At 34.1% G+C, this 21013-nt stretch carries 18 protein-coding genes and 1 pseudogene; 5 read left to right on the plus strand and 14 right to left on the minus strand.

Translation table 11 applies throughout. The features are described from left to right. Positions 1–14 precede the first annotated feature (14 nt). The 6 genes and pseudogenes from ACNDLV_RS02830 to ACNDLV_RS02855 form a co-directional block, all read right to left on the minus strand. Positions 15–299, minus strand: a pseudogene (locus tag ACNDLV_RS02830) (ABC transporter permease subunit); the annotation flags it as partial. Further along, on the minus strand, positions 296–1123 hold the full coding sequence (locus tag ACNDLV_RS02835) for a transporter substrate-binding domain-containing protein (protein ID WP_006587093.1): 828 nt from the start codon (positions 1121–1123) through the stop codon (positions 296–298). The pseudogene ACNDLV_RS02830 and the gene ACNDLV_RS02835, both read right to left, overlap by 4 nt. A gap of 9 nt (positions 1124–1132) precedes the next feature. Further along, positions 1133–1873: an amino acid ABC transporter ATP-binding protein gene (locus tag ACNDLV_RS02840; protein ID WP_006587094.1), complete on the minus strand. Its 741-nt coding sequence runs from the start codon at positions 1871–1873 to the stop codon at positions 1133–1135. A 117-nt stretch (positions 1874–1990) separates the two neighbouring features. Next, the gene (locus ACNDLV_RS02845; protein WP_006587478.1) at positions 1991–3748 is read right to left on the minus strand and encodes an ABC transporter ATP-binding protein; all 1758 of its coding nucleotides are present in this window, start codon (positions 3746–3748) and stop codon (positions 1991–1993) included. Further along, a complete protein-coding gene (locus tag ACNDLV_RS02850) occupies positions 3748–5484 on the minus strand; it encodes an ABC transporter ATP-binding protein (RefSeq protein ID WP_006587479.1) in 1737 nt (578 codons plus the stop codon). The genes ACNDLV_RS02845 and ACNDLV_RS02850 overlap by 1 nt, the downstream gene beginning before the upstream one ends. Further along, positions 5481–5924, minus strand: coding sequence for a MarR family winged helix-turn-helix transcriptional regulator (locus ACNDLV_RS02855; RefSeq protein WP_034535768.1), 444 nt, complete (start codon positions 5922–5924; stop codon positions 5481–5483). Before ACNDLV_RS02855 ends, ACNDLV_RS02850 begins: the two co-directional genes overlap by 4 nt. A gap of 142 nt (positions 5925–6066) precedes the next feature. On the opposite strand from ACNDLV_RS02855, the gene udk reads away from it, so the two are divergent. Continuing rightward, the gene (gene udk, locus ACNDLV_RS02860; protein ID WP_006587099.1) at positions 6067–6702 is read left to right on the plus strand and encodes a uridine kinase; all 636 of its coding nucleotides are present in this window, start codon (positions 6067–6069) and stop codon (positions 6700–6702) included. Between the two features lie 52 nt (positions 6703–6754). Here the strand turns inward: udk and ACNDLV_RS02865 are convergent, their stop codons facing one another. Further along, positions 6755–7714, minus strand: coding sequence for a glycosyltransferase family 2 protein (locus tag ACNDLV_RS02865; protein WP_006587100.1), 960 nt, complete (start codon positions 7712–7714; stop codon positions 6755–6757). 16 nt (positions 7715–7730) lie between these two features. Further along, a complete protein-coding gene (locus ACNDLV_RS02870) occupies positions 7731–9974 on the minus strand; it encodes an ArnT family glycosyltransferase (RefSeq protein WP_006587101.1) in 2244 nt (747 codons plus the stop codon). A gap of 176 nt (positions 9975–10150) precedes the next feature. Between ACNDLV_RS02870 and ACNDLV_RS02875 the strand changes: the two genes are divergently transcribed. Together ACNDLV_RS02875 and ACNDLV_RS02880 are read left to right on the plus strand one after the other, a co-directional pair. Continuing rightward, entirely contained in the window at positions 10151–11362 is a 1212-nt protein-coding gene (locus tag ACNDLV_RS02875) for an MFS transporter (protein ID WP_006587482.1), read from the plus strand. Between the two features lie 92 nt (positions 11363–11454). After that, positions 11455–12894, plus strand: a complete 1440-nt coding sequence (locus ACNDLV_RS02880) for an APC family permease (protein WP_006587103.1) — start codon at positions 11455–11457, stop codon at positions 12892–12894. Positions 12895–12957: 63 nt separating this feature from the next. Here the strand turns inward: ACNDLV_RS02880 and yjeM are convergent, their stop codons facing one another. From yjeM to ACNDLV_RS02910, 6 genes are all read right to left on the minus strand, one after another. Continuing rightward, positions 12958–14436 carry a glutamate/gamma-aminobutyrate family transporter YjeM gene (gene yjeM, locus ACNDLV_RS02885; RefSeq protein WP_006587104.1) on the minus strand — a complete coding sequence of 493 codons (1479 nt, stop codon included), beginning with the start codon at positions 14434–14436 and terminating at the stop codon, positions 12958–12960. Between the two features lie 124 nt (positions 14437–14560). Further along, positions 14561–15280: a phosphate signaling complex protein PhoU gene (gene phoU, locus ACNDLV_RS02890; RefSeq protein WP_006587483.1), complete on the minus strand. Its 720-nt coding sequence runs from the start codon at positions 15278–15280 to the stop codon at positions 14561–14563. Between the two features lie 17 nt (positions 15281–15297). Continuing rightward, entirely contained in the window at positions 15298–16050 is a 753-nt protein-coding gene (gene pstB / locus ACNDLV_RS02895; RefSeq protein ID WP_006587106.1) for a phosphate ABC transporter ATP-binding protein PstB, read from the minus strand. Between the two features lie 14 nt (positions 16051–16064). After that, positions 16065–16946, minus strand: a complete 882-nt coding sequence (gene pstA / locus ACNDLV_RS02900; RefSeq protein ID WP_006587107.1) for a phosphate ABC transporter permease PstA — start codon at positions 16944–16946, stop codon at positions 16065–16067. A 3-nt stretch (positions 16947–16949) separates the two neighbouring features. Further along, the gene (gene pstC / locus ACNDLV_RS02905; protein ID WP_006587108.1) at positions 16950–17849 is read right to left on the minus strand and encodes a phosphate ABC transporter permease subunit PstC; all 900 of its coding nucleotides are present in this window, start codon (positions 17847–17849) and stop codon (positions 16950–16952) included. 4 nt (positions 17850–17853) lie between these two features. Next, on the minus strand, positions 17854–18720 hold the full coding sequence (locus ACNDLV_RS02910; RefSeq protein WP_022091271.1) for a phosphate ABC transporter substrate-binding protein: 867 nt from the start codon (positions 18718–18720) through the stop codon (positions 17854–17856). A 114-nt stretch (positions 18721–18834) separates the two neighbouring features. Between ACNDLV_RS02910 and ACNDLV_RS02915 the strand changes: the two genes are divergently transcribed. Together ACNDLV_RS02915 and ACNDLV_RS02920 are read left to right on the plus strand one after the other, a co-directional pair. Next, positions 18835–19551 (plus strand): winged helix-turn-helix domain-containing protein, encoded by a 717-nt coding sequence (locus ACNDLV_RS02915; RefSeq protein ID WP_006587486.1) that lies wholly within the window; start codon positions 18835–18837, stop codon positions 19549–19551. A 185-nt stretch (positions 19552–19736) separates the two neighbouring features. Next, complete coding sequence (locus tag ACNDLV_RS02920; protein ID WP_006587487.1) at positions 19737–20999, plus strand: uracil-xanthine permease family protein; 1263 nt, start codon at positions 19737–19739, stop codon at positions 20997–20999. The last annotated feature ends 14 nt before the right edge of the window (positions 21000–21013 follow it).

Here is a 21013-nt window from a genome sequence, read left to right on the forward strand (position 1 = left end):
AACTAGCACCACGCGTATAAAGATAAACCGATACAACCTGCAGTAAAGCCAGATATTTTAAAAAGATATTGCGGAACAATCAAATAAAAAATCATAGTAATAACTAATAAAGGAATGTTTCTAAAAAGCTCAATATAAGTATGAGCTACCGCTTGAGCAATTTTATTAGGTACTACTTCCATAATTGCAAAAACAGTTCCTAAGATTAACGAAGCACATAAACTAATTATGCTAATCATAATCGTTACGCCAAATCCAGAAAGCAGGTTTGACCAATTATTTTGCAAAATTTCAATCATCTACTTGCCTCCTTAATACTAAACCCTGGTATACCACTAAACCATTTTTTTAATAGCTTTTGATAAGTACCATCAGCCTTTAATTCTTCTAAGGCTTGGTCAAGCTTGTTACGAAGCTTGGTATCACCTTTTCTAACTGCGATACCATAAGGTTCACTAGTAAAGGTTCCTCCAACTATTTTAAAACCAGGATTTTCATCAGCAATACCAGCTAAAATACCATTATCAGTAGTTAAAGCCTGTCCTTGTCCTGCTTTCAAAGCACTGAAAGCCTGTCCATAATCATCATATTCTGAAACATTCGCCTTAGGTGCAAATTTCTTAATATTTGCAACAGCGGTTGTTCCCTTTACTGCTAAAACTGTAATGCCCCTTTTTTTCAAATCATAAACATTTTTTAACTTACTATTTTTAGGAACTAAGATAGCTTGCCCAGCATTAAAATATGGTGTTGAAAAATCAACAATCTTTTTTCTTTCCTCAGTAATTGTCATTGTTGATAAAAGTGCATCTACACTACCGTTACGTAACAATGGGATTTTAGTTTTAGCTGTTGTTTGAACTAAATTTACTTTAACATTTTTACCTAACATTTTCTTTGATAAGTCTTTTGCTAAGTCAATTTCAAATCCTTCTAATTGACTAGTTTTAATGTTCATTATTCCGAAGAGACGAGTATCAGCTTTTACACCCCATGTAATCGTCTGAGAAGCTTTTATCTTGTCATAAGTATCTAAACTTTTACTTGATTTTTGACAAGCTGATAATGTTAAAAGAAATAACAAAGAAAATGAAGCAAAAATCCACTTACAAAATTTCTTCATTTTATTCTCCTAGTGACTAATAACTTTACTTAAAAATTCTCTTGCTCTTTCAGTTTTAGGATGAGCGAAAAATTCTTTAGGATTGTGGGAATCTTCCAATACCTCTCCTTTATCAAAAAAGAGTAAGCGGCTTCCCACTTCACGAGCAAACCCCATTTCATGAGTTACAACAACCATTGTAATTCCTGCTTGAGCGATGTATTTCATAACATCTAATACATCTTGAATCATTTCAGGGTCAAGCGCACTAGTTGGTTCATCAAATAAAATCACTTTAGGTTTCATTGCCAGTGATCTTGCAATTGCCACGCGTTGTTTTTGTCCGCCAGACAGTTGTTTTGGAAGTAAATCAGCTTTTTCTTCCAAGCCTACTCTTTTCAAAAGCTTCATTGCAATCTCTTTGTTTTCAGCTTCTGGTCGCTTCAAAACAATACGTGGAGCTAGCATAATATTTTCTAAAACAGTATGGTTTTCATATAAATTGAAATGTTGAAATACCATACCTACATTCTTTCTAATTTTATTAATATCGGTTTTTTTATCAGCTAAATCATACCCCGTTACAATTAACTGACCGCTATTAATTTTTTCCAATCCATTCATTGTTCTAATCAATGTGGACTTTCCTGAACCAGATGGGCCAATAATTGAGACGATTTCTCCCTCATCTATTTCTAAGTTGATATTTTTTAAGGCATGATATTTTCCATAGTATTTATCAACATTTTTAAATTCAATAATCGCTCCCATATTAGTTCTCCTTTCAAATATTGAATATAAGTACATAAATCTATTTTACCTTTTTTTATCAGATATTAAAAAAGTTAGCACTTTTACATGCTAACTTAATTCAATATTTGTCTAAATTTAATCCAATACCATCTGATCTGTATATAACTTATAATAAAATCCTTTTCGGTTAAGAAGTTCTTTATGACTGCCTTCTTCAAGAACGGTACCATCTTTGAGAACTACAATTTTATCTGCATTGATAATAGTTTTGAGTCGATGAGCGATTACAAAACTAGTTCGATTTTTAACCACCTCATCCATTGCTACTTGAATTTTTTCTTCAGTGACAGTATCAACATTTGAAGTAGCTTCATCTAAGATTAGAAAATCCGGATCTGTTAGTAAAGTTCTTGCTATTGAAATTAATTGCTTTTGTCCTGTTGAAAATGTATCACCATTTTCGCTAATCTCTGTTTCATAACCCTTGGGCAAACTTAAAATATAATCATGAATCTGTGCTTTCTTTACTGCAGCCTCTACTTCAGCTAAAGTCGCATCTTGCTTGCCAAAGGCAATATTTTCAAAAATGGTTCCCGAAAACACAACTGACTCTTGTAAAACAATTCCGACACTATTTCTAAGTGAAGCAATTGTAAATTTACGAATATCTGTACCATCAATAGTAATTCGTCCAGAATCAACATCATAAAAACGATTTACTAAATTCATTATCGTCGTCTTTCCAGAGCCTGTTGGACCAACTACAGCAACAGTTTTCCCTTTAGGAACAGAAATATTAATTCCATGCAAAATTTCTTTATCTTTATTATATCCAAAATGGACATCTTCTAAGGCTAATCCCTGCTTCAAAGGAGTCAGTTCTTTTCCATCACTTACACGCTTTTCTTCTTTTTCTTGCTCAACTTTTGCTAATCTTTTCGCTCCTGTCAAAGCTAATTCAATTAAATTATATAATGAAGAAAGCTGAGTAAGCGGTTGGAAATAGGTATAAAAATATTCAATGAACATTACCATTAACCCTAAGCCGGCCGCCATAGATACTTGATTAGTTAAAATTAAATATGTACCGCCAGCAATTACAATTGCAAAATTCAAAGTAGCTAAACCATTCATTAATGGAAATAAAATTCCTGAGTAAAATTGTCCTTTGAACATTGCATTACGAACTGCCTTATTATATTCTTTAAATTCTTGAACAGACTGTTTTTGTAAGCCATTAGTTATAATAACAGCCTGCCCATTCAGCTGTTCATTAATAAAACCATTTAAGTTACTAATTTCTTTTTGTTGCAATCCAATATACTTGCGAGCTTTTTTAATTAAAACTAAAGCCAAAATAAGTGCTAAAGGTAATGTCATAACCGTAAATAAGGCCATTTTCACGTTTATTTTGAACATTATATAAATAGTCCCGATAAACAAGCTCACTTGCGCAATCAATTCAAAAATAGCCTGATTCATCGCATTGAAAATATTGTCTAAATCTGAAGTAAATAATGACAATATTTTTCCATCTTGATGAGTATCAAAATACCGAATAGTCATTCTTTGTAACTTGTTAAATAGATTTTTTCTCATGGAATTATTAGCATGAGCGGTAAAATTAGACATTATTACCCAGGAAATAAAAATTGCTACAGTTGACAATAAATAACTCGCGGCAAGAAAAGCAACTATTTCAAGAAAAGAATTAATACTCCCACCATTAGCAACATATGATGTCAACTTAGTAACCGCTTTTCCCAAATAAGTAGGAGCTAATACCTGCAGAAAGGTTGAAATCAAAGAAAAAACAGTTACCCAAAATATAGCCTTCCAATGTGGCTTTAAATATTTATAAAAGTATTTAAGAGCTGACTTGCTATTATTCATTAAAGTTCACCTCTCTTTTCTCTAGCTTGCTGTGTTTTAAAAATTTCTTGATAAATATTAGACGTTTTCAATAGTTCTTCATGAGTACCTTGAGCAACTAACTTTCCCTCATCTAAAACCAAAATTCGATCTGCATTTTTTACTGAAACGATTTTTTCTGCAATTAAAAAAGTAGTAGTATCCTTTAGCTTGTGTTCTAGTGCATCTTGAACTTTCTTTTCTGATTCTGCATCAAGAGCACTAGTTGAATCATCTAAAATCAAAATTGGACTATTAGAAATTATTCCCCGGGCTATTGACAAGCGTTGCTTTTGCCCACCTGAGAAATTAGCTGATCTTTCCTGCACTTCATGATTAAACCCATCTTGATAATTTCTTACAAATTCAAAGGCTTGAGCAATTGCACTTGCACGTTCTAACTCAGCTTTTGTAGCATCTGATTTCCCTTGCCTTAAGTTAGAAGCAATTGTCCCCGAAAATAGAATTGCTTTTTGCAAGACAAAGGAAACACTTTTACGTAATGCTTTTTCATTAACTTTCTTTAAATCACTTCCACCTATTTTGATGATGCCTGAAGTTGGATCATACAATCTAGCAATCAATTGCGCTAACGTTGACTTACCAGAACCAGTAGCGCCAACAATACCAATCATTTCTCCTGCTTGAACATTAAAGCTAATATGTTGTAGCGTAGGCTTGGTATTTCCCGGATAAGTAAAAGATACATCATCAAATTCCACATCACCTGATAAAGTATCGTCTGGTGCAGCTTCATTAAAAATTATGCTTGGCTTGGTATCCAAAATTTCTTTTATTCTACCTAAAGAAACCTTTCCTCGAGAGACATTCATAAGTGCTATTCCAATAATCCAAACCACAAATAATAGCGTCAAAATATAATTTACATAGGGGCTTATTACTGCAATATCAGTTGGATGAAGCTTAATTTGCAATCCAATCATAGTAGTTACTGCACAGATAGCAATATAGGCAATGATTGAAAAAGCTGGAATTACCGCACTCATTAGATATCCAATATTTAAATTTAAGCGATTTAAAGCATCGCTAGCTAGTGAAAATTTATTGACTTGCCTATCTTCTTGATTGAAAGACTTTACTACTCTGATTCCAAGTAAATTTTCTTGTGCTAAGTTAGCCACCTTATCTAAACGAACTTGATATTGTTCAAATTGGCGATTAACCAATTTTAAAATAAATAGTCCAACTATAGTTAAAACTACTAAAACTAAGAGAGTTATCCACCAAAACCTAGGTATTGTAATGATTGCCAAAACAAATGAACCTACTAATATAATTGGTAAACGCAGTAACTGCATAAAAATGCTCATTATTAAGTTCATAATTTGGTTCATATCGCTAATCAATCTAGTAGTAAGACTTCCGGTACTAAAAGTATCTATATTAGCATACGAAAAGCTCTGAATTTTTTCATATACTTCTTCACGTAAATCACTCGTTACCCCTTGAGCTAATTTCGCAGCAAAATATACATTTAAAACCCCTGCTACAATTGCAATTAGTCCTAAACCAATAATCCAGATACTATCAGAGATAACTTTGCTTGTATCCCCTTTCAATAAATCTTTTTGAATTGATTCAAGCAAACGTGGTTGATATAAAACTGCCAAAGCAGACAGAAGCATTGCAATTAATGCACCACAAATTTCTTTAGGATATTGCCTCAAATGGCGAAATAATATTTGAAACAAACTCATGATTTTTCACCTTCTTTAACCAGTTTCCACAAAGTGTGACTATATTCTTCAAGTAATTCAGTTAATTTTTCTACTCTTTTTACTCCCATTTGATCAATTATTTCATCTTCTAAATCAAATAACGGTCCCACTTTTGTTTTTGCGTATTCAATCCCCGCTTTAGTTAAATAGCATTCCTTAACTCGGCGATCTCCCCCGTTATATTCGCAAATCAAATAGTTCTTCTCTTGCAGCATCTTGATTCCTTTATTAATTGACTGCTTAGGAATACCTGATCGCTCCACTAATTCTTTTTGACTTAAACACTCATGATAAAAAAGTTCATATAAAATTACACTTAAATATGTTGGCAATCCATTATTCATATCCCATGTTTGGTATGCTCTACCCGAATTAATAATTGCCATATTCATCTTCTCTGTCATTTTTACGTATTTCATAATTAGTCCCTCCATATACTTTTAATAATATAGTATATGGTACTACGTAAGTCAATTAATTTATTTCAACTTCTTAAAATTAAGGCTAGACCCCCACTAGAGTAAGGGTTATACTAGTTAAAGTTATGACAAGGAGAAGATTATGACTGAATTAAAACGTCCAATTGTAATTGGGATTGCTGGTGGTTCTGGTTCAGGTAAAACCACCATTGCCCACGAAGTAGCCCGTTTGATTAATGATGATGATCATATCATTACACTAACTCAAGATTCTTACTATAAAGATAATACTGGGATTCCAATGAGTGAGCGTCAAAAAATTAACTATGACCATCCTGATGCATTTGATATGCCATTATTAGTTGCTCAAATCAATCAACTAATGCACAGAAAAGCGGTCGAAATGCCTGTATACGACTTTACCGAGCACACTCGTAGTAGCAAAACAATTCATGTTGAACCTGCTGATATAATTATTTTAGAAGGAATTTTAGTTTTGGCAGATGAAGATTTGCGTGACTTAATGGATATCAAAGTATATGTTGATACAGATGATGATATTCGCTTTATCCGCCGTTTAGAACGGGATTTAAAAGAACGCGGCCGTTCACTTGACTCAGTTATCGATCAATACTTAGCTACTGTTAAGCCAATGTATCATCAATTTATTGAACCAACTAAACGATACGCAGATATTATTGTCCCAGAAGGTGGGGAAAATAACGTTGCTATCGACATGTTAACTACAAAGATGCGCTCTGTTTTAGCTAATGATTAAAAAAAACAAAAAAAGACATTAAGGATATTCCTTAATGCCTTTTTTGATTAGATTAGCGAACTTTTTTCATACTGTCGCTATAGGTATCATCTTCAATGATAAATCTAGGACGCTTTTTTACATCATTAAAAACTTTTCCAACATAAGTACCTATAATACTTAATGTAATTAATTGAATGCCTCCTAATAGCCAAAGGGAGTTAATCAATGAACGATAATCACTCATATGATGAGTAAGGCCTAATAATACCAATGCACCTCCACCATAGAGAACCATTAATATCCCTAGGTATAAGATAACCTTAATAGGTGCTATTGTAAATGAGGTTATCCCATTGATTGCTAAGCTAAGCATCTTTTTTAGAGGATAATGACTTTCTCCAGCAAAGCGTTCTTTTCGCTTGTAATAAACTTTAGTTGTATTAAAACCTAATTCTGGAACAATACCTCTTAAGAATAAATTTTCTTCATGGTATTCAAGCAAAGCTTCAACTGCTCTTTTGCTCATTAACCGATAGTCAGCATGATCTGGTATCAAATTAACACCCATTTTAGTCATCAACCAGTAATAGGCTTCAGCAGTGGTACGTTTAAAGCCGGTATCCGTATCACGATTATTGCGAACTCCATAGACAATATCGAATCCCTGATAGAAATTATCAACCATTTCATAAATTTTTTGGATATCATCTTGTAAGTCAGCATCAATTGTAATCATCATATCTGAATACCAAACTGCTCGACTAAGTCCTGCCATCACTGCATTTTGATGTCCAAAATTTCTTGATAAACGGATTCCTGTAAAAACTTTTTCTTGGGTTTGTAACTGCTCAATAATTTCCCAAGTTTTGTCTTTACTACCATCATTAACAAATAAGATTTTACTATTAACGCTAATTTTATTTTGTTCAATTAAATCATCAATTATATTTTTGAGCAATTTAGATGTTTCATGCAATACTTCCTGCTCATCATAGCATGGAACGACTATTGTCAATACTTTATCAGCCATCTTAAATCACTCCTTTTTATTTAATAGATAGCTTATACAAGGTTCCGGTTGAATTGCCAGGGCCTCGTCCCATTGATTGAGAACTAGTTGAGCTACCACCATATTCACTTGCACTAACCTTAGTACCATATTTCTTTACCCATTTTACAATTGAACTATTGTTACCATTATCATTAGTCAAGTAGAAGTATTTAACTTTTCCTGTCTTAACTAATTGCTTGAATTTCTTTAAACTAATTGCATTATCTGTACCGTTATAACCACCAATAGTCATGACGGCTTTACCAGTCTTTATAATATATGGAGCAGCAGTATTAGAATCCATGGTTGCAAATAAGTATGTTGCACTACCATTGTGCTTTTCTAAATATGAAATTAACTTAGTATTTACACTACCTGAGCCAAATGAGTCATTTACATTATTTGAAGATAGTAAGCTTGGCCCAGTAGTTGGTACAGCTGCACTTTCTCCAGAAAGAGTTGGGGTTAATGACCAAAATCCTGGAGCTAATAATAATGTTACTAAAATTGCAGATAAACTTGCCTTTTTATTAAACTTCTTAGCTGAGATTACTATATAGCCTGAAACTAATAATCCCGCAATTACTAATAAATAAGTTGCCCATGGATAATATTCGTAAACATACCATGCTTGCAACCCTGCAGTTGCTAAAACTGCAAAAGCCATTAGATAAGTATTAGCTTTAGAAGCAAATTTAGTTTCCTTCTCAATTTCAGCCATATTATCAGCAGTTAGACCGTCTGTTTCTGAATTAATATCTTCAAGTTTTTCTGCAGCTTTCTTCTTAGTTCTATTTTCAACAAATGATGCAATCCCAATAGCAGCCAAAGCAGCAATTGGTGGAGCTATCATAATCATATAGTATGGATGGAAGAATTGAGCCATACTAAAGAATCCATAAACAGGAACTAACCAACCAAGCCAATACAATAAATGAGTTTGGCGTTTATTAAATTTTAACCACTTTTTCTTCTTACGCCATTCATTGAAGTAAGCTATTACAAAACCAATTAGTGATAGTGGCAATAGCCATGAAACTTGTTGACCAAGAGCAGTTTGGAAAATTCTAAATGGACCGGCGGTTCCTACATTAAAGATACCACCACCAGCTCCTTGGCCTCCACCTTTTCTACCAGGGCCACCTTGCCCCATCTTACCACTTGGACGTTTCATTGATCCGCTTGGACGTTTTGTCTTAGTAGAATTTGAAGGAGCCTGATTCTTTCCTGGCATCTGTTTATTAGAATTAGTTCCACCAGGGCCACCAGCACTAGGACCACCTTGTCCCATTTGACCACGTGGACGTTTTCCTGAACTAGCCGGGTTAGTTCCGCTCGGCTTTTTCATGCTTCCAGTTTTAGTACCACTAGGAGCATTTCCTGACTTGGATGAATTATTTTTACTATTCATTCCTGGGAAGGCACCGCCAGTACCTGTACTTTGACCTAATAATCTTTCTGTACCGTTATAACCAAAAGCTAAATTCAAAACGGAATTAGTAGAAGAACTACCAATATATGGTCGATTATTTTTATTAGTTGAATCAACTGCCAATGGCCATGCCAAGGTAAATACTGCTAAGCTTGCAGTTGCCGCAATTGTCCAAAGGGTCTTTTTCTTCCAATTTTGTTTGCTGGCAATAAAATAGAAGAAATACATTGCCGGTAAAACCATAAATGCTTGCAACATTTTAATATTGAAAGAAATACCTATTAATGCAAATGAAACAAGAACTAATAATGGCTTATGCTTCAAGATAGCCTTATGTAAGACATATCCTGCTAACAGCAGGAAGAAAACTAAAGTAGCATCCATATTATTGGTTCTTGAATTTGCGACCACAATTGGTGTTAACGTCATAAACAAGGCGCCTAAGTTGGCTGCCAAGCGACCAAAATATGGTTTGATCAACTTGTACATTAAAAATACTGATCCGATTCCAAAGAGTACAGATGATAATACTATACTCCATGAATGGAAGCCAAATATTTTTACACAAATCACCATAAACCATAAAGCTACAGGAGGCTTATCAACTGTAATAAAACTAGCAGGGTCAAAACTACCATACCAAAATGCTTTCCAGCTTTTTGACATTGATACTATTGCTGCTGTATAAAATTGATTTGCATAACCTGCTTTCCAAATGTTCCAACCATAGAGGAAGGCCGCTAAAATTAAAATTGCGACCAACCAATAGTCTATTTTTTTTATTTTCTCTCGCATTTTTTGCTTCATTGGTATGCCTCCTCTATTCTTACACCAAATATTTCATTTAGCTTATTTAAAAGTGTAAACTTGCTTTATGACTAAATTGTGATTATTTTGTAATAAAAATAGATATATTTGCTGAATTTTAATCTATATATTTTCAAATCATCTATAATTAAGAAAGCTGATAAGGAGGCGCTTGTATGGTTACAAATAATATTTGGAAAAAGAATTTATTTATTTTATCTATAGCAGTTTTTATCGCAGGAATTGCATTTTCAGAAATCATGCCTTTTCTACCATTATATGTAGCAAGTTTAGGTGATTTTTCCCATCAAGAATTAAATTTTTGGTCTGGCTTTATTTATGCTGGTATGTACATTGTTTCAGCAATTACTTCTCCCTTGTGGGGGAAATTAGCCGATAAAAAAGGAAGAAAGTTGATGATTTTAAGAGCTTCATTTGGAATGGCAATAGCAATCGGAGCTATGGGGCTCGTCACAAACGTCTATCAACTTTTTGCTTTGCGATGTTTGCAAGGCTTATTTGCTGGATTTGTTTCAAACTCAAATGCCTTAATTGCCACACAAACACCTAAAGAAAAAGCAGGTCAAGCCATGGGAACAATGGCTTCTTCAGTTACCGCTGGCACACTACTTGGCCCTTTAGTTGGAGGTTTTTTGGCATCAATCTTTAGTTACCGGATTACCTTTTTTATTACTGGTATTTTATTATTTACTACCTTTATTATGTCCTTTCTTTGGGTAAAAGAGGATAATTTCGTTGCTAAAAATACTGCTAAACTTGATAAAACTAAGGATGTTATTAAGCAATTTAATAGTCCAATTTTAATTTTTGGCCTATTAATTACAACTATGATTATTCAAGCAGCAAACAATTCAATTAATCCTATTGTTTCATTATTTGTTAAGCAACTACTTCATAATCATGGAAATGTAGTTTTAATCTCTGGAATTATTGCAGCCTTACCCGGAATTGCAACTTTTGCTGTAGCTTCTAAATTTGGTACACTTGGTGATAAAATTGGGACTCACAAAATTATTATTGCTGGTTTTATAGCAGCCAGTTTATTCTTTTTCGCGACTGCCTTTGTTCAAAATACCATCGAACTTGGTATTTTAAGATTTCTAGTTGGCTTTTCAGATGCTTGTTTATTTCCTCAAGTTCAAACCATGCTAACTAAAAATAGTCCGGCTGCAATTACTGGAAGAGTCTTTTCTTGGAATCAATCAGCCATGTACCTCGGCAACATAATTGGTCCTTTAATAGGTACTACTGTATCAGGTCTATCTAACTACAGCATGGTTTTCTTAGTTACTGCTGTAATTGTACTCTTTAATTTATTTTTATTTAAGATAAACGTACTAAACCACTTACAAAAGTCGAAAAATTAACTTTTTCCTTGCTTTTTCCGTTTACACTAACATTAGCATCTGATATAATCTTTAAAAGTTTTTAAAAGGCACTCAAAAGGAGGCGCGATTTTTTGAAGAATTTATTCGAACGTTTATCTTTAAAAGAAGATCCATCAGTATATGAAGATAAAGATTCCCACCTAAAGAGAACTTTAGGCGTCAAAGAATTTCTTGCTTTAGGTGTTGGAACAATTGTTTCAGCATCCATTTTTACTCTACCAGGCGTAGTTGCTGCAAAATATGCCGGTCCAGCTGTAACAATCTCTTTCTTATTAGCGGCTTTAGTCGCAGGGTTAGTGGCATTTGCATATGCAGAAATGTCTGCTGCTATGCCATTTGCAGGAAGTGCTTACTCTTGGATTAATGTTATATTTGGTGAATTTTGGGGTTGGATTGCTGGCTGGGCTCTTTTAGCTGAATACTTTATTGCGGTAGCGTTTGTTGCCAGTGGTTTATCTTCCAACTTACAAGGGTTACTTTCACCAATGGGCTTCTCTCTTCCTAAACAACTCCAAGCAGCTTTGGGAACTGATGGTGGTTTGTTTGACTTTTTCGCATGCGGAGTTATTTTATTGATTGCTATCTTACTTTCTCGTGGAGTTAAAGAGGCTGCTCGCGTCCAAAATATCTTAGTCGTTTTAAAAGTATTAGCAATCATTATTTTTATTGCAGTTGGAATTACTGCGCTTCATCCCGAAAATTACACCCCATTTATTCCTGCTCAAAAAGTAAACAGCGATGGAACTATTTTTGGTGGTTGGATTGGAATTTATGAAGGGGTTTCAACCATTTTCTTGTCATATATTGGGTTTGATTCAATTGCTGCCAACTCTGCGGAAGCAAAGAATCCTCAAAAAACTATGCCCCGCGGAATTATGGGCTCCCTATTAATCGCTGTAGTATTATTTGTTGGCGTAGGCTTGGTATTGGTTGGAATGTTTCCATATTCAGAATATGCTAACAATGCTGAACCTGTCGGCTGGGCCTTGCGTCAATCTGGACATCCTATTATTGCAGTAGTTGTTCAAGCTATTGCAGTTGTAGGAATGTTTACGGCCTTAATTGGAATGATGCTAGCGGGATCACGACTCGTTTATTCATTTGGTCGTGATGGTATGCTTCCAAAATGGTTAGGGCAGCTTAATAAAGACAAATTACCAAATCACGCACTTATATTTTTAACTGTTGTAAGTGTTGTTTTAGGGGCATTATTACCATTTAGTTTCTTGGCTCAAATGGTTTCTGCTGGTACGCTAATTGCTTTCATGTTCGTAACACTAGGAATCTACAAATTACGGAAGCGTGAAGGGAAAGATATAAAAGATCCAAGTTTTAAGATGCCATTTTATCCAGTATTACCTGCTTTAGCATTTCTTGCATCATTGGCCGTTTTCCTAGGCTTAGATACTGCTGCTAAGCTTACAGCTGGTGCATGGTTCATTATTGGATTAATAATTTACTTTAGCTATGGAATTAAGCATTCATCATTAGCAAAAAGTAAAAATAAGTAATAAATTTAGATAAAAAATAGGGTTTCGATACTTACGAAACCCTATTTTTTTATAATCAATCTATTACTTTTGTTTTTTTTCAGCTCTCGCATAGATACCATATGCTAAACTACCAAAGAAAATTGGCCCAATTACGGTCCAAAATCCGGTTACCAAATCGCCTTGCAAAAATGGTTCAACACAAGTAAAAATAATTCCAAATAACACAATTAAAAAGCTAATGGCTACCACTAAATTGGTAAATCCCTTATGTTTAAATACTTCAAATGGCAAGTTTTTTTGCTTCTTTTTAAACAATGGAAAAGCTGCAATTAAAAACAAATATGGGAAGCTCGTTGCAACATTAGACATATCAGTCAAAATTGTATAAAAAGTCTTAGCTTCTCCACCACCAAATGAAATTAAGAAAATTAGTACACAAACTAAAATTGCTTGCATCCACATTGCATGTGCGGGAACACCTACTTTATTCAATTTAGTCATTTTTTCTGACCAAAGATGCTTGGATCCTAAAATAAATGACTTAATTGGAGAATAAATTAAGATAAAGAATGAACCTACATATGCCAAGAACATACCCAATCCAACAAATCTAATAAAAATACTTTGTAAAAGTAAACTGGTTGAATTGCTTAATCCTAATGTTTGTCCAAGATAATAGCCTAAATGCCCCATCATAACATAGGTAATATTCCCTAAGTTTACGCTTTTAGAGTTCAAAACTTCGTTCCAGTTAACACTAATTCCCCAAAGCAAAACCATAACTGAATATCCAGCTGCAATTAACAAAGATGAAATCATCATCCCTTTAGGGAAAGTTTTTTCTGGATCTTTAACAGAATCAATAATTCCCCCTAACGCTTCCATCCCTGCATAAGCAAAAATAGCATAAACTACAAACGATAATGTTGCAATTGGCGTTTGAAAAGCAGGGTTAGGAGAAACAAATAGTGAAGAAGTCGTCAACTCTTGTGATAAATGACCATGACCAGCAATCAAAGTAACAATACTTCCAATGATAAAAACAAAAATCATCCCAGTCACAAAATAACCACCCACAGATGATACTTTAGAAATCACTTCTGCACCATGACTAGCTGCAAAAGTAACAAAAATCATCCATAAGATAGCTAAAATTCCAACTACTTGTGTAGCATTAAAAGGTCCAAAAGCCCAAGTTTGGGTCATATCCTTTCCAAAAATTAAAGCTGAAAATGGGATAAATACTTTTGATGAAATGGATAAAAGCCAAACAATCCAACTAGATAACCAAATAAAAGTACCAATAAAAGCCCATTTTTCTCCAATTGATTCTTTAAGCCAAGTATACATTCCACCGTGGTCATCTTTAAATGCTGCTCCATACTCAGCAATCATCATTGATACTGGTAAGAAAAATAACAAAGCGGCAAAAATAAACCATGGAATACTTGCATATCCCATTTGCAAAAAGGCTACTGGCATATTGGCAAAGCCAAAAATGCTTGAAAAAATCATCATGATTAGACTAAAAAGTCCTATTTTCTTCTGTTTATCACTCATAAAATAACATATTTCCTTCTATATAGTTTCCTTGTTTTATCTTTTAAATTTTAGCACGTTTAATTGTAACCGTATACTTAAAAAAAGAGTTGGGGAATTCCAACTCTCTTTCGCAGTACTATCTTTATTTTTTATTAGCTTTTGAAGTATCTTTTAAGCCTTTTTCAACTAAATCCGGGTCAGTCTTACCAGGGTTTAATTCAACTAACTTACCATTTGCAATATAAATAACCCATTCTGCCAGATTTACAATATGATCTCCTGCTCTCTCAAGCGTCCGAATCACACTAACATATTGTTCATATGAAGGAATTGATTCCCCATTAGACATCATCTTTTCCAATAAACGTTTTTGTTCTCTGACATAAATGATATCAACTTTCAAATCTTGGTTAGCTACTTCATAAGCTGCTTTTTCATCAGTATAAACGTAGGCATCTAAAACTTTTTCTAACATTTCACGAACGACTGCACTCATTTCTTCAATTGCCTGTTCAATTTCTGGGGAATGGTGATTTCCTTTTAATTGAACAGTAGCTCGTCCAATATGAACCGCATAGTCACCAAGGCGCTCCACATCATTACTTGCCTTCAAAATAGAAATAATAGTTCTAAAATCATTAGCTAAAGGTTGTTGCAATGCAATTAGTTTAAGTGCTCTTTTTTCTAAACTAACTTCTTCATCGTTGATTGCTAAATCACCATTAATTACCTTTTTTGCTAAAACGGAATCATGGTCTAAAAAAGCCTTAGTAGCTTGATAAAGCTGTTCATTAGTATCTAGTCCCATTTCAACAAAGCGACTCTTTAATTTTTTTAATTCTGAATCAAACATTACACCCATTGCTCAAATATCCTCCTTTAACCAAACTTACCGCTCAAGTAATCACTAGTTTGTTGCTTTTGCGGATTAATAAAGATTTCACTAGTTTTATTAAATTCTACTAATTCTCCTTGATGCATAAATGCTGTCCAATCAGATGAACGACTAGCTTGCTGCATATTATGAGTAACAATGATAATCGTATAATCCTTTCTTAATTCAAGCATTGTTTGCTCAATTTGACTAGTAGAAATTGGATCTAATGCACTAGTAGGTTCGTCCATTAAAATAATTTCAGGTCTAGTTGCTAAAGTTCTAGCGATGCACAATCTTTGCTGCTGACCACCAGATAAAGAATTACCATTACTATTTAAAGAATCTTTTACTTCATCCCATAAAGCAGCCTGTTTTAAACTTTCTTCCACTCTTTGATCTAAAATATCTTTTCGCTTTTCTCCTGCAAGACGCAAGCCATAAACTACATTATCATAAATTGACATTGGAAAGGGAGTAGGCTGCTGAAAGACCATTCCAATTTGTCGGCGAAGACGATAAACATTAATCTTCGGATCATTAATATTGACATCTTCAAACATGATTTTACCAGTTACAGTTGCTATATCGTCATTCATTCGATTAATTGAACGCAATAAGGTGGATTTCCCTGAACCACTTGCTCCAATTAAAGCAGAAATTTGATTTTTTGGGAATTTCATAGAAACGTTTTTTACAACTTGCTTTTCACCATATGCAACGCCTACATTTTTTAATTCTAACGCAATTTTATCCATTATTCTTTCCTTTGCTACTTACCTAACTTTTTACTAATGTATGCACTAAATAATCTTGCGGAAACATTAAAAATCAAAATAGTTAAAATTAGAACTGCTACTGCCCCACTACTAATCGCTTGTGCATTTGGAACTAAACCTTCAGTATTTAACTTCCAGATATTTACTGCTAAAGTTTCTGCTGGTCGCATTAAATTTAAGAAACTTGTTGGGTCAAACGGATTCCAATTACTATAACTAACTGCAATTGAACTCTGTCCGGAAGTAAAAATTAATGCTGCTGCCTCACCAAAAATTCTCCCTGAAGCTAAAATAGCCCCTGTCAAAATACTTGGAAAAGCAGCTGGAATCACAATATCTTTAGTAACTCTCCATTTGGTCATTCCTAAACCCAAGCCAGCTTGTCTTTGCAAATATGGAATTTGTCTTAAAGCTTGTTCTGCATTTGTAGTCAAAAGTGGGATATTCAAAATTGTTAAAGCTAATGCACCAGCCAAAATTGAGAAACCCATTTTAAAATTCACTACAAAAATCAAATATCCAAAAAGTCCAATTACAACACTGGGTAATGATGATAAAACTTCAATCGCTAGTCGTAAACTTCTCGTAAAGATATTATCTTTGGCATATTCACTTAAATAGATAGCTGCTCCAAGTGAAAGCGGAATAGAAATAATCAATGTAATAACTACTAAATAAAAAGAATTAAATAACTGATCTCTAATTCCGCCATTAGTACTAAAAGAATCACTCGCACTTGTTAAAAAATGCCAAGATAATTGAGGTAATCCTTCTACTATCAAATAAAGCAAGAATAAGATAACTAATATACCCGCAAAAATCGCTCCACCACTAATTAAAATAGTTGCTAAATGATCACGTTTTTCTGCATTCATTGCTTATCCTCTCTTTTTATTAATCAATTTAATCAAAATATTGAAAACTAAGGACATTAATAATAAAACTAAGGCTAAACTCCATAAGGCATCATTAGCACTTGTTCCCATAATTGTATTACCCATTCCTGTAGTTAAAACACTAGTTAATGTAGCCGCAGGACTCATTAGGTTTTTGGGCATAAGGGCCGCATTACCAATTACCATTTGAACAGCTAAAGCTTCACCAAAAGCTCTAGTCATTCCAAAAATTATTGCAGTTAAAAGTCCACCTTTAGCTGATGGAATTACAACCATATGAAGCGTCTGCCATCTTGTCGCTCCTAAATCATAACTTGCAGTTCGGAAATTTTTAGGAGTAGCACGTAAGCTATCTACCATCATTGAAACCATGGTCGGTAAAATCATCATAAATAAAACTACTACCGCAGCTAAAATTCCGAATCCAGATCCTCCAAAAAATCCTCTTAAAACAGGAGTAATCAAAATTAAGCCCGCAAAACCATATACAACTGAAGGTACTCCTACTAGCAATTCAATTATTGGCTGTAAAATCTTTCCAAACCACTTAGGGAAAATCTCATTAATTGCCAAAGCGATAATTAAGGCAAAAGGTGCGGCAATAATACCAGCAAGTAAGGTAACTACAAAAGAAGTTACAATCATCGGTAATGCCCCAAAACTATTATGACTTGGATTCCAATTATTGCTGGTTAAGAACTCCCAAATACTAGCATGATCTTTAAGAAATAAGGCTAACCCTTTTCCAGTTAGGAAAATAATAATACTAATAACGACTATTCCAATTAAGGCAATAGAGCCATATGATATTGTCTTTCCCCATTTTTCTTCATAACTTTCTTTGGATGGAGATAATAAAAGATGCTTTTTATTTTGCTTCATCACGTTACTTCTTTCTAACTACCCCATTAATATCGCGAACTACTTTCATATCGTAAATACTTATATAATGTGCTCGCTTTACCAACGTATTTTGAACTTCTTTTGACTGAATATATTTAATAAATTTTATTGCTGCTGCACTTGCTTGCTTTTGAGTATACATATGTTCATAAGACCACAATTTATATTTATTAGTTTCAACATTTTTACTACTTGCATCAATTCCATCAACAGTCAAAGTTTTAATGGTATTGTCAACATATGAGGTAGCAACATATGAAATTGCTCCAGGCGTTGCTTTAACAATTTGCTTAACAGAACCATTTGAATCCTGCTCTTGAGCCTTTACAGGATCTTTTCCATTCAAAACTAATTCTTGAAAGGCTGCTCTAGTACCAGATCCGCTTGCTCGATTAATAATTGTAATCTCCAAATTTGGCCCACCAACTTGCTTCCAGTTAGTAATTTTCCCCAAGAAAATATCTCGTAATTGCTGGGTAGTTAAATTTTTAATATTTAATTTTTTATTTACAATTGGAACTATGGCCGAGATAGCTACAATGTGGTCTGTTAATTTCTTAGCATTAATACCTTTTTTACTTTCAGCATATACATCAGAAGAGCCAATTTCGACAGTACCGTTTTGAACTTGTGACAAACCCGTGCCAGATCCACCACCTTGAACAATTAAATTAATTGTAGGATTCTTTTTCAAAAAGCCTGCCGCAGCACTTTCACTAAGTGGTTGCAAAGCTGTAGATCCTACATTTGTTACTTTACTTGTTTGTTTAACTCCATGTGCTTCATAATCCCACCAGCAAAAAGCCATTAGGGCAATGAACACGAGGCCCAAGATTGATTTTTTATTCATCTTCTCCACCTGTTTTCTTGTTGTTTTTCTAACTCTTGTGGTACAAATAATAACAAAGGAATGTAAATGTAAAGTTTTTCTTATGTAAAGGCTTTGTAAATTTTTGAGGGAAAAATGACAAAAAAATTCTTAATTCTATCCCAAAATCCAGATTTAACTACTAAACTTGAACAACTAATTAAAAAGAAAAAAGAAAATTATCGGCACTTAACTACTCCAACTTCATTAGTTGTAGCACTAAATGATGATGACGATAGCTATTCTGGAATCTTTTGGGATATTACCAAATCTAACTTAGACACAACACTTGCAACCTTATTATTAATTCGCAATCAGGTTGCTGGACCGATTATAATCTTCACTAATAGTCACTCTGATCGAACGCTAAATAAGCTTTATAAAGCTAAAGTAGACTTTGTAGCAGATTTAGAAATCAACGAAAAATTATTATTACGGATTTTTGAGCAACGTCTATGGAGTTACACTTTCAAAATCCAGCCTGAAGAAAAGAAATTAGCAAAAAGAGCTAATGAAGAAATAATTGAAACTGGGAACATAAAAATCAACATCAACAAATATTCGGTTTTCAAAAACAATGAACCTGTCGTATTAACTCCGAAAGAGTTTCAATTACTTGTCTATTTAGCCCAAAATAAAGGTAATGTTATCAGCCGTGAACAATTACTACAGAAGATTTGGGGCTATGATTTACTAGGTTCTTCAAGAATTGTAGACATACACATCTCACATTTACGAGATAAATTAGAAGATGATTCTAGCCATCCCCAACACATTTTAACGAAACGAGGATTCGGTTATCGTTTTATATAAAACGAACTTTTAAGATTATTTTCCACAGCTTTGTAAAGTTTTCATTTGACAAAAATGTATTTTCTTTGTATGCTAGTCAAGATGAATTTTTACATCCAGGCCGCTCGGGCCTGCAGGTGCTATTTTTTAGTCCTAAGGCCCAGGCCTTAGGACTTTTGTTTTCTAAAATAGAAAGGGATTGCGAAATGGCACAAGATGTTGTTCTCGATGTAGAAGAAAAGCCTGGTTTTGGTCAATGGATTGGGTTAAGTATGCAGCACATGTTTTCCATGTTTGGCTCAACTGTATTAGTCCCTATCCTAGTAGGACTAGACCCAAGTATCGCTTTATTTTCATCAGGTGTTGGTACCCTACTTCACCTCTTAATTACTCACCACAAAATCCCTGCATATATGGGATCCAGTTTTGCTTTCATTACACCAATGATTGCATTAATGAAAACTGCGGGATATCCAGCCATTGCACAAGGGGTAATTGCTAGTGGGCTAGTATACTTGATTGTGGCTTTAATTGTCGCCTTTGCTGGTAGCGATTGGATTGATCGGATTCTACCGCCAATTGTAGTTGGACCAATTGTAATGGTAATTGGCTTGTCGCTCGCTGGGACTGCTGCAACTGATGCAACAATGAATAACAGCAAATATGATTTACGCTATTTTGCGGTTGCAATGTTAACCCTATTAGTTACTATTGTCTTCAATATGTACTTCAAAGGTTTTTGGGGATTAATTCCAATTTTACTTGGAATTGTTAGTGGTTATATCATTGCTTGTCTATTTGGAATTGTTGATTTTTCAAAAGTTATGAGTGCAAGTTGGATTTCAATGCCTAAATTTGAAATTCCTTTTGTATCATATTCACCTAAGATGTATTGGGGAGCTATTTTGAGTATGGCCCCGATTGCATTTGTTACAATGACTGAGCATATGGGCCATATCATGGTATTAAATGAATTAACTGGTCGAGACTTCTTTAAAGATCCTGGCCTTAAAAAGACATTAGCTGGCGACGGTGTAGCTAGCGTAGCAGCTGGTTTATTAGGTGGACCAAGTGTGACTAGTTATGGTGAAAATATCGGGGTAATGGCCATTACTCGCGTTCATAGCGTATACGTCTTAATGGGAGCAGCAGTTTTTGCAATCCTGTTTAGTTTTGTTGGTAAATTAAGTGCTTTAATTGAATCAATTCCTAGTCCAGTTATTGGTGGGATAAGTTTCCTATTATTCGGAGTAATTGCAGCTAGCGGATTAAAAGTCATCGTAGAAAAGAAGATTGACTTCAATAAAAAGCGAAACTTAATGATTGCTTCAGTTATTTTAGTTATTGGAATTGGTAATGCATACCTTCAATTAGGTAATTTCCAATTTTCTGGTGTAGCTGTTGCAACTATCTTGGGGATTATTTTGAACTTAGTCTTACCTCAAGAAGCAGCAAGTGAAAAAGAATAAAGTTCATTTAGATT

This window comes from Lactobacillus fornicalis, from assembly GCF_055362665.1.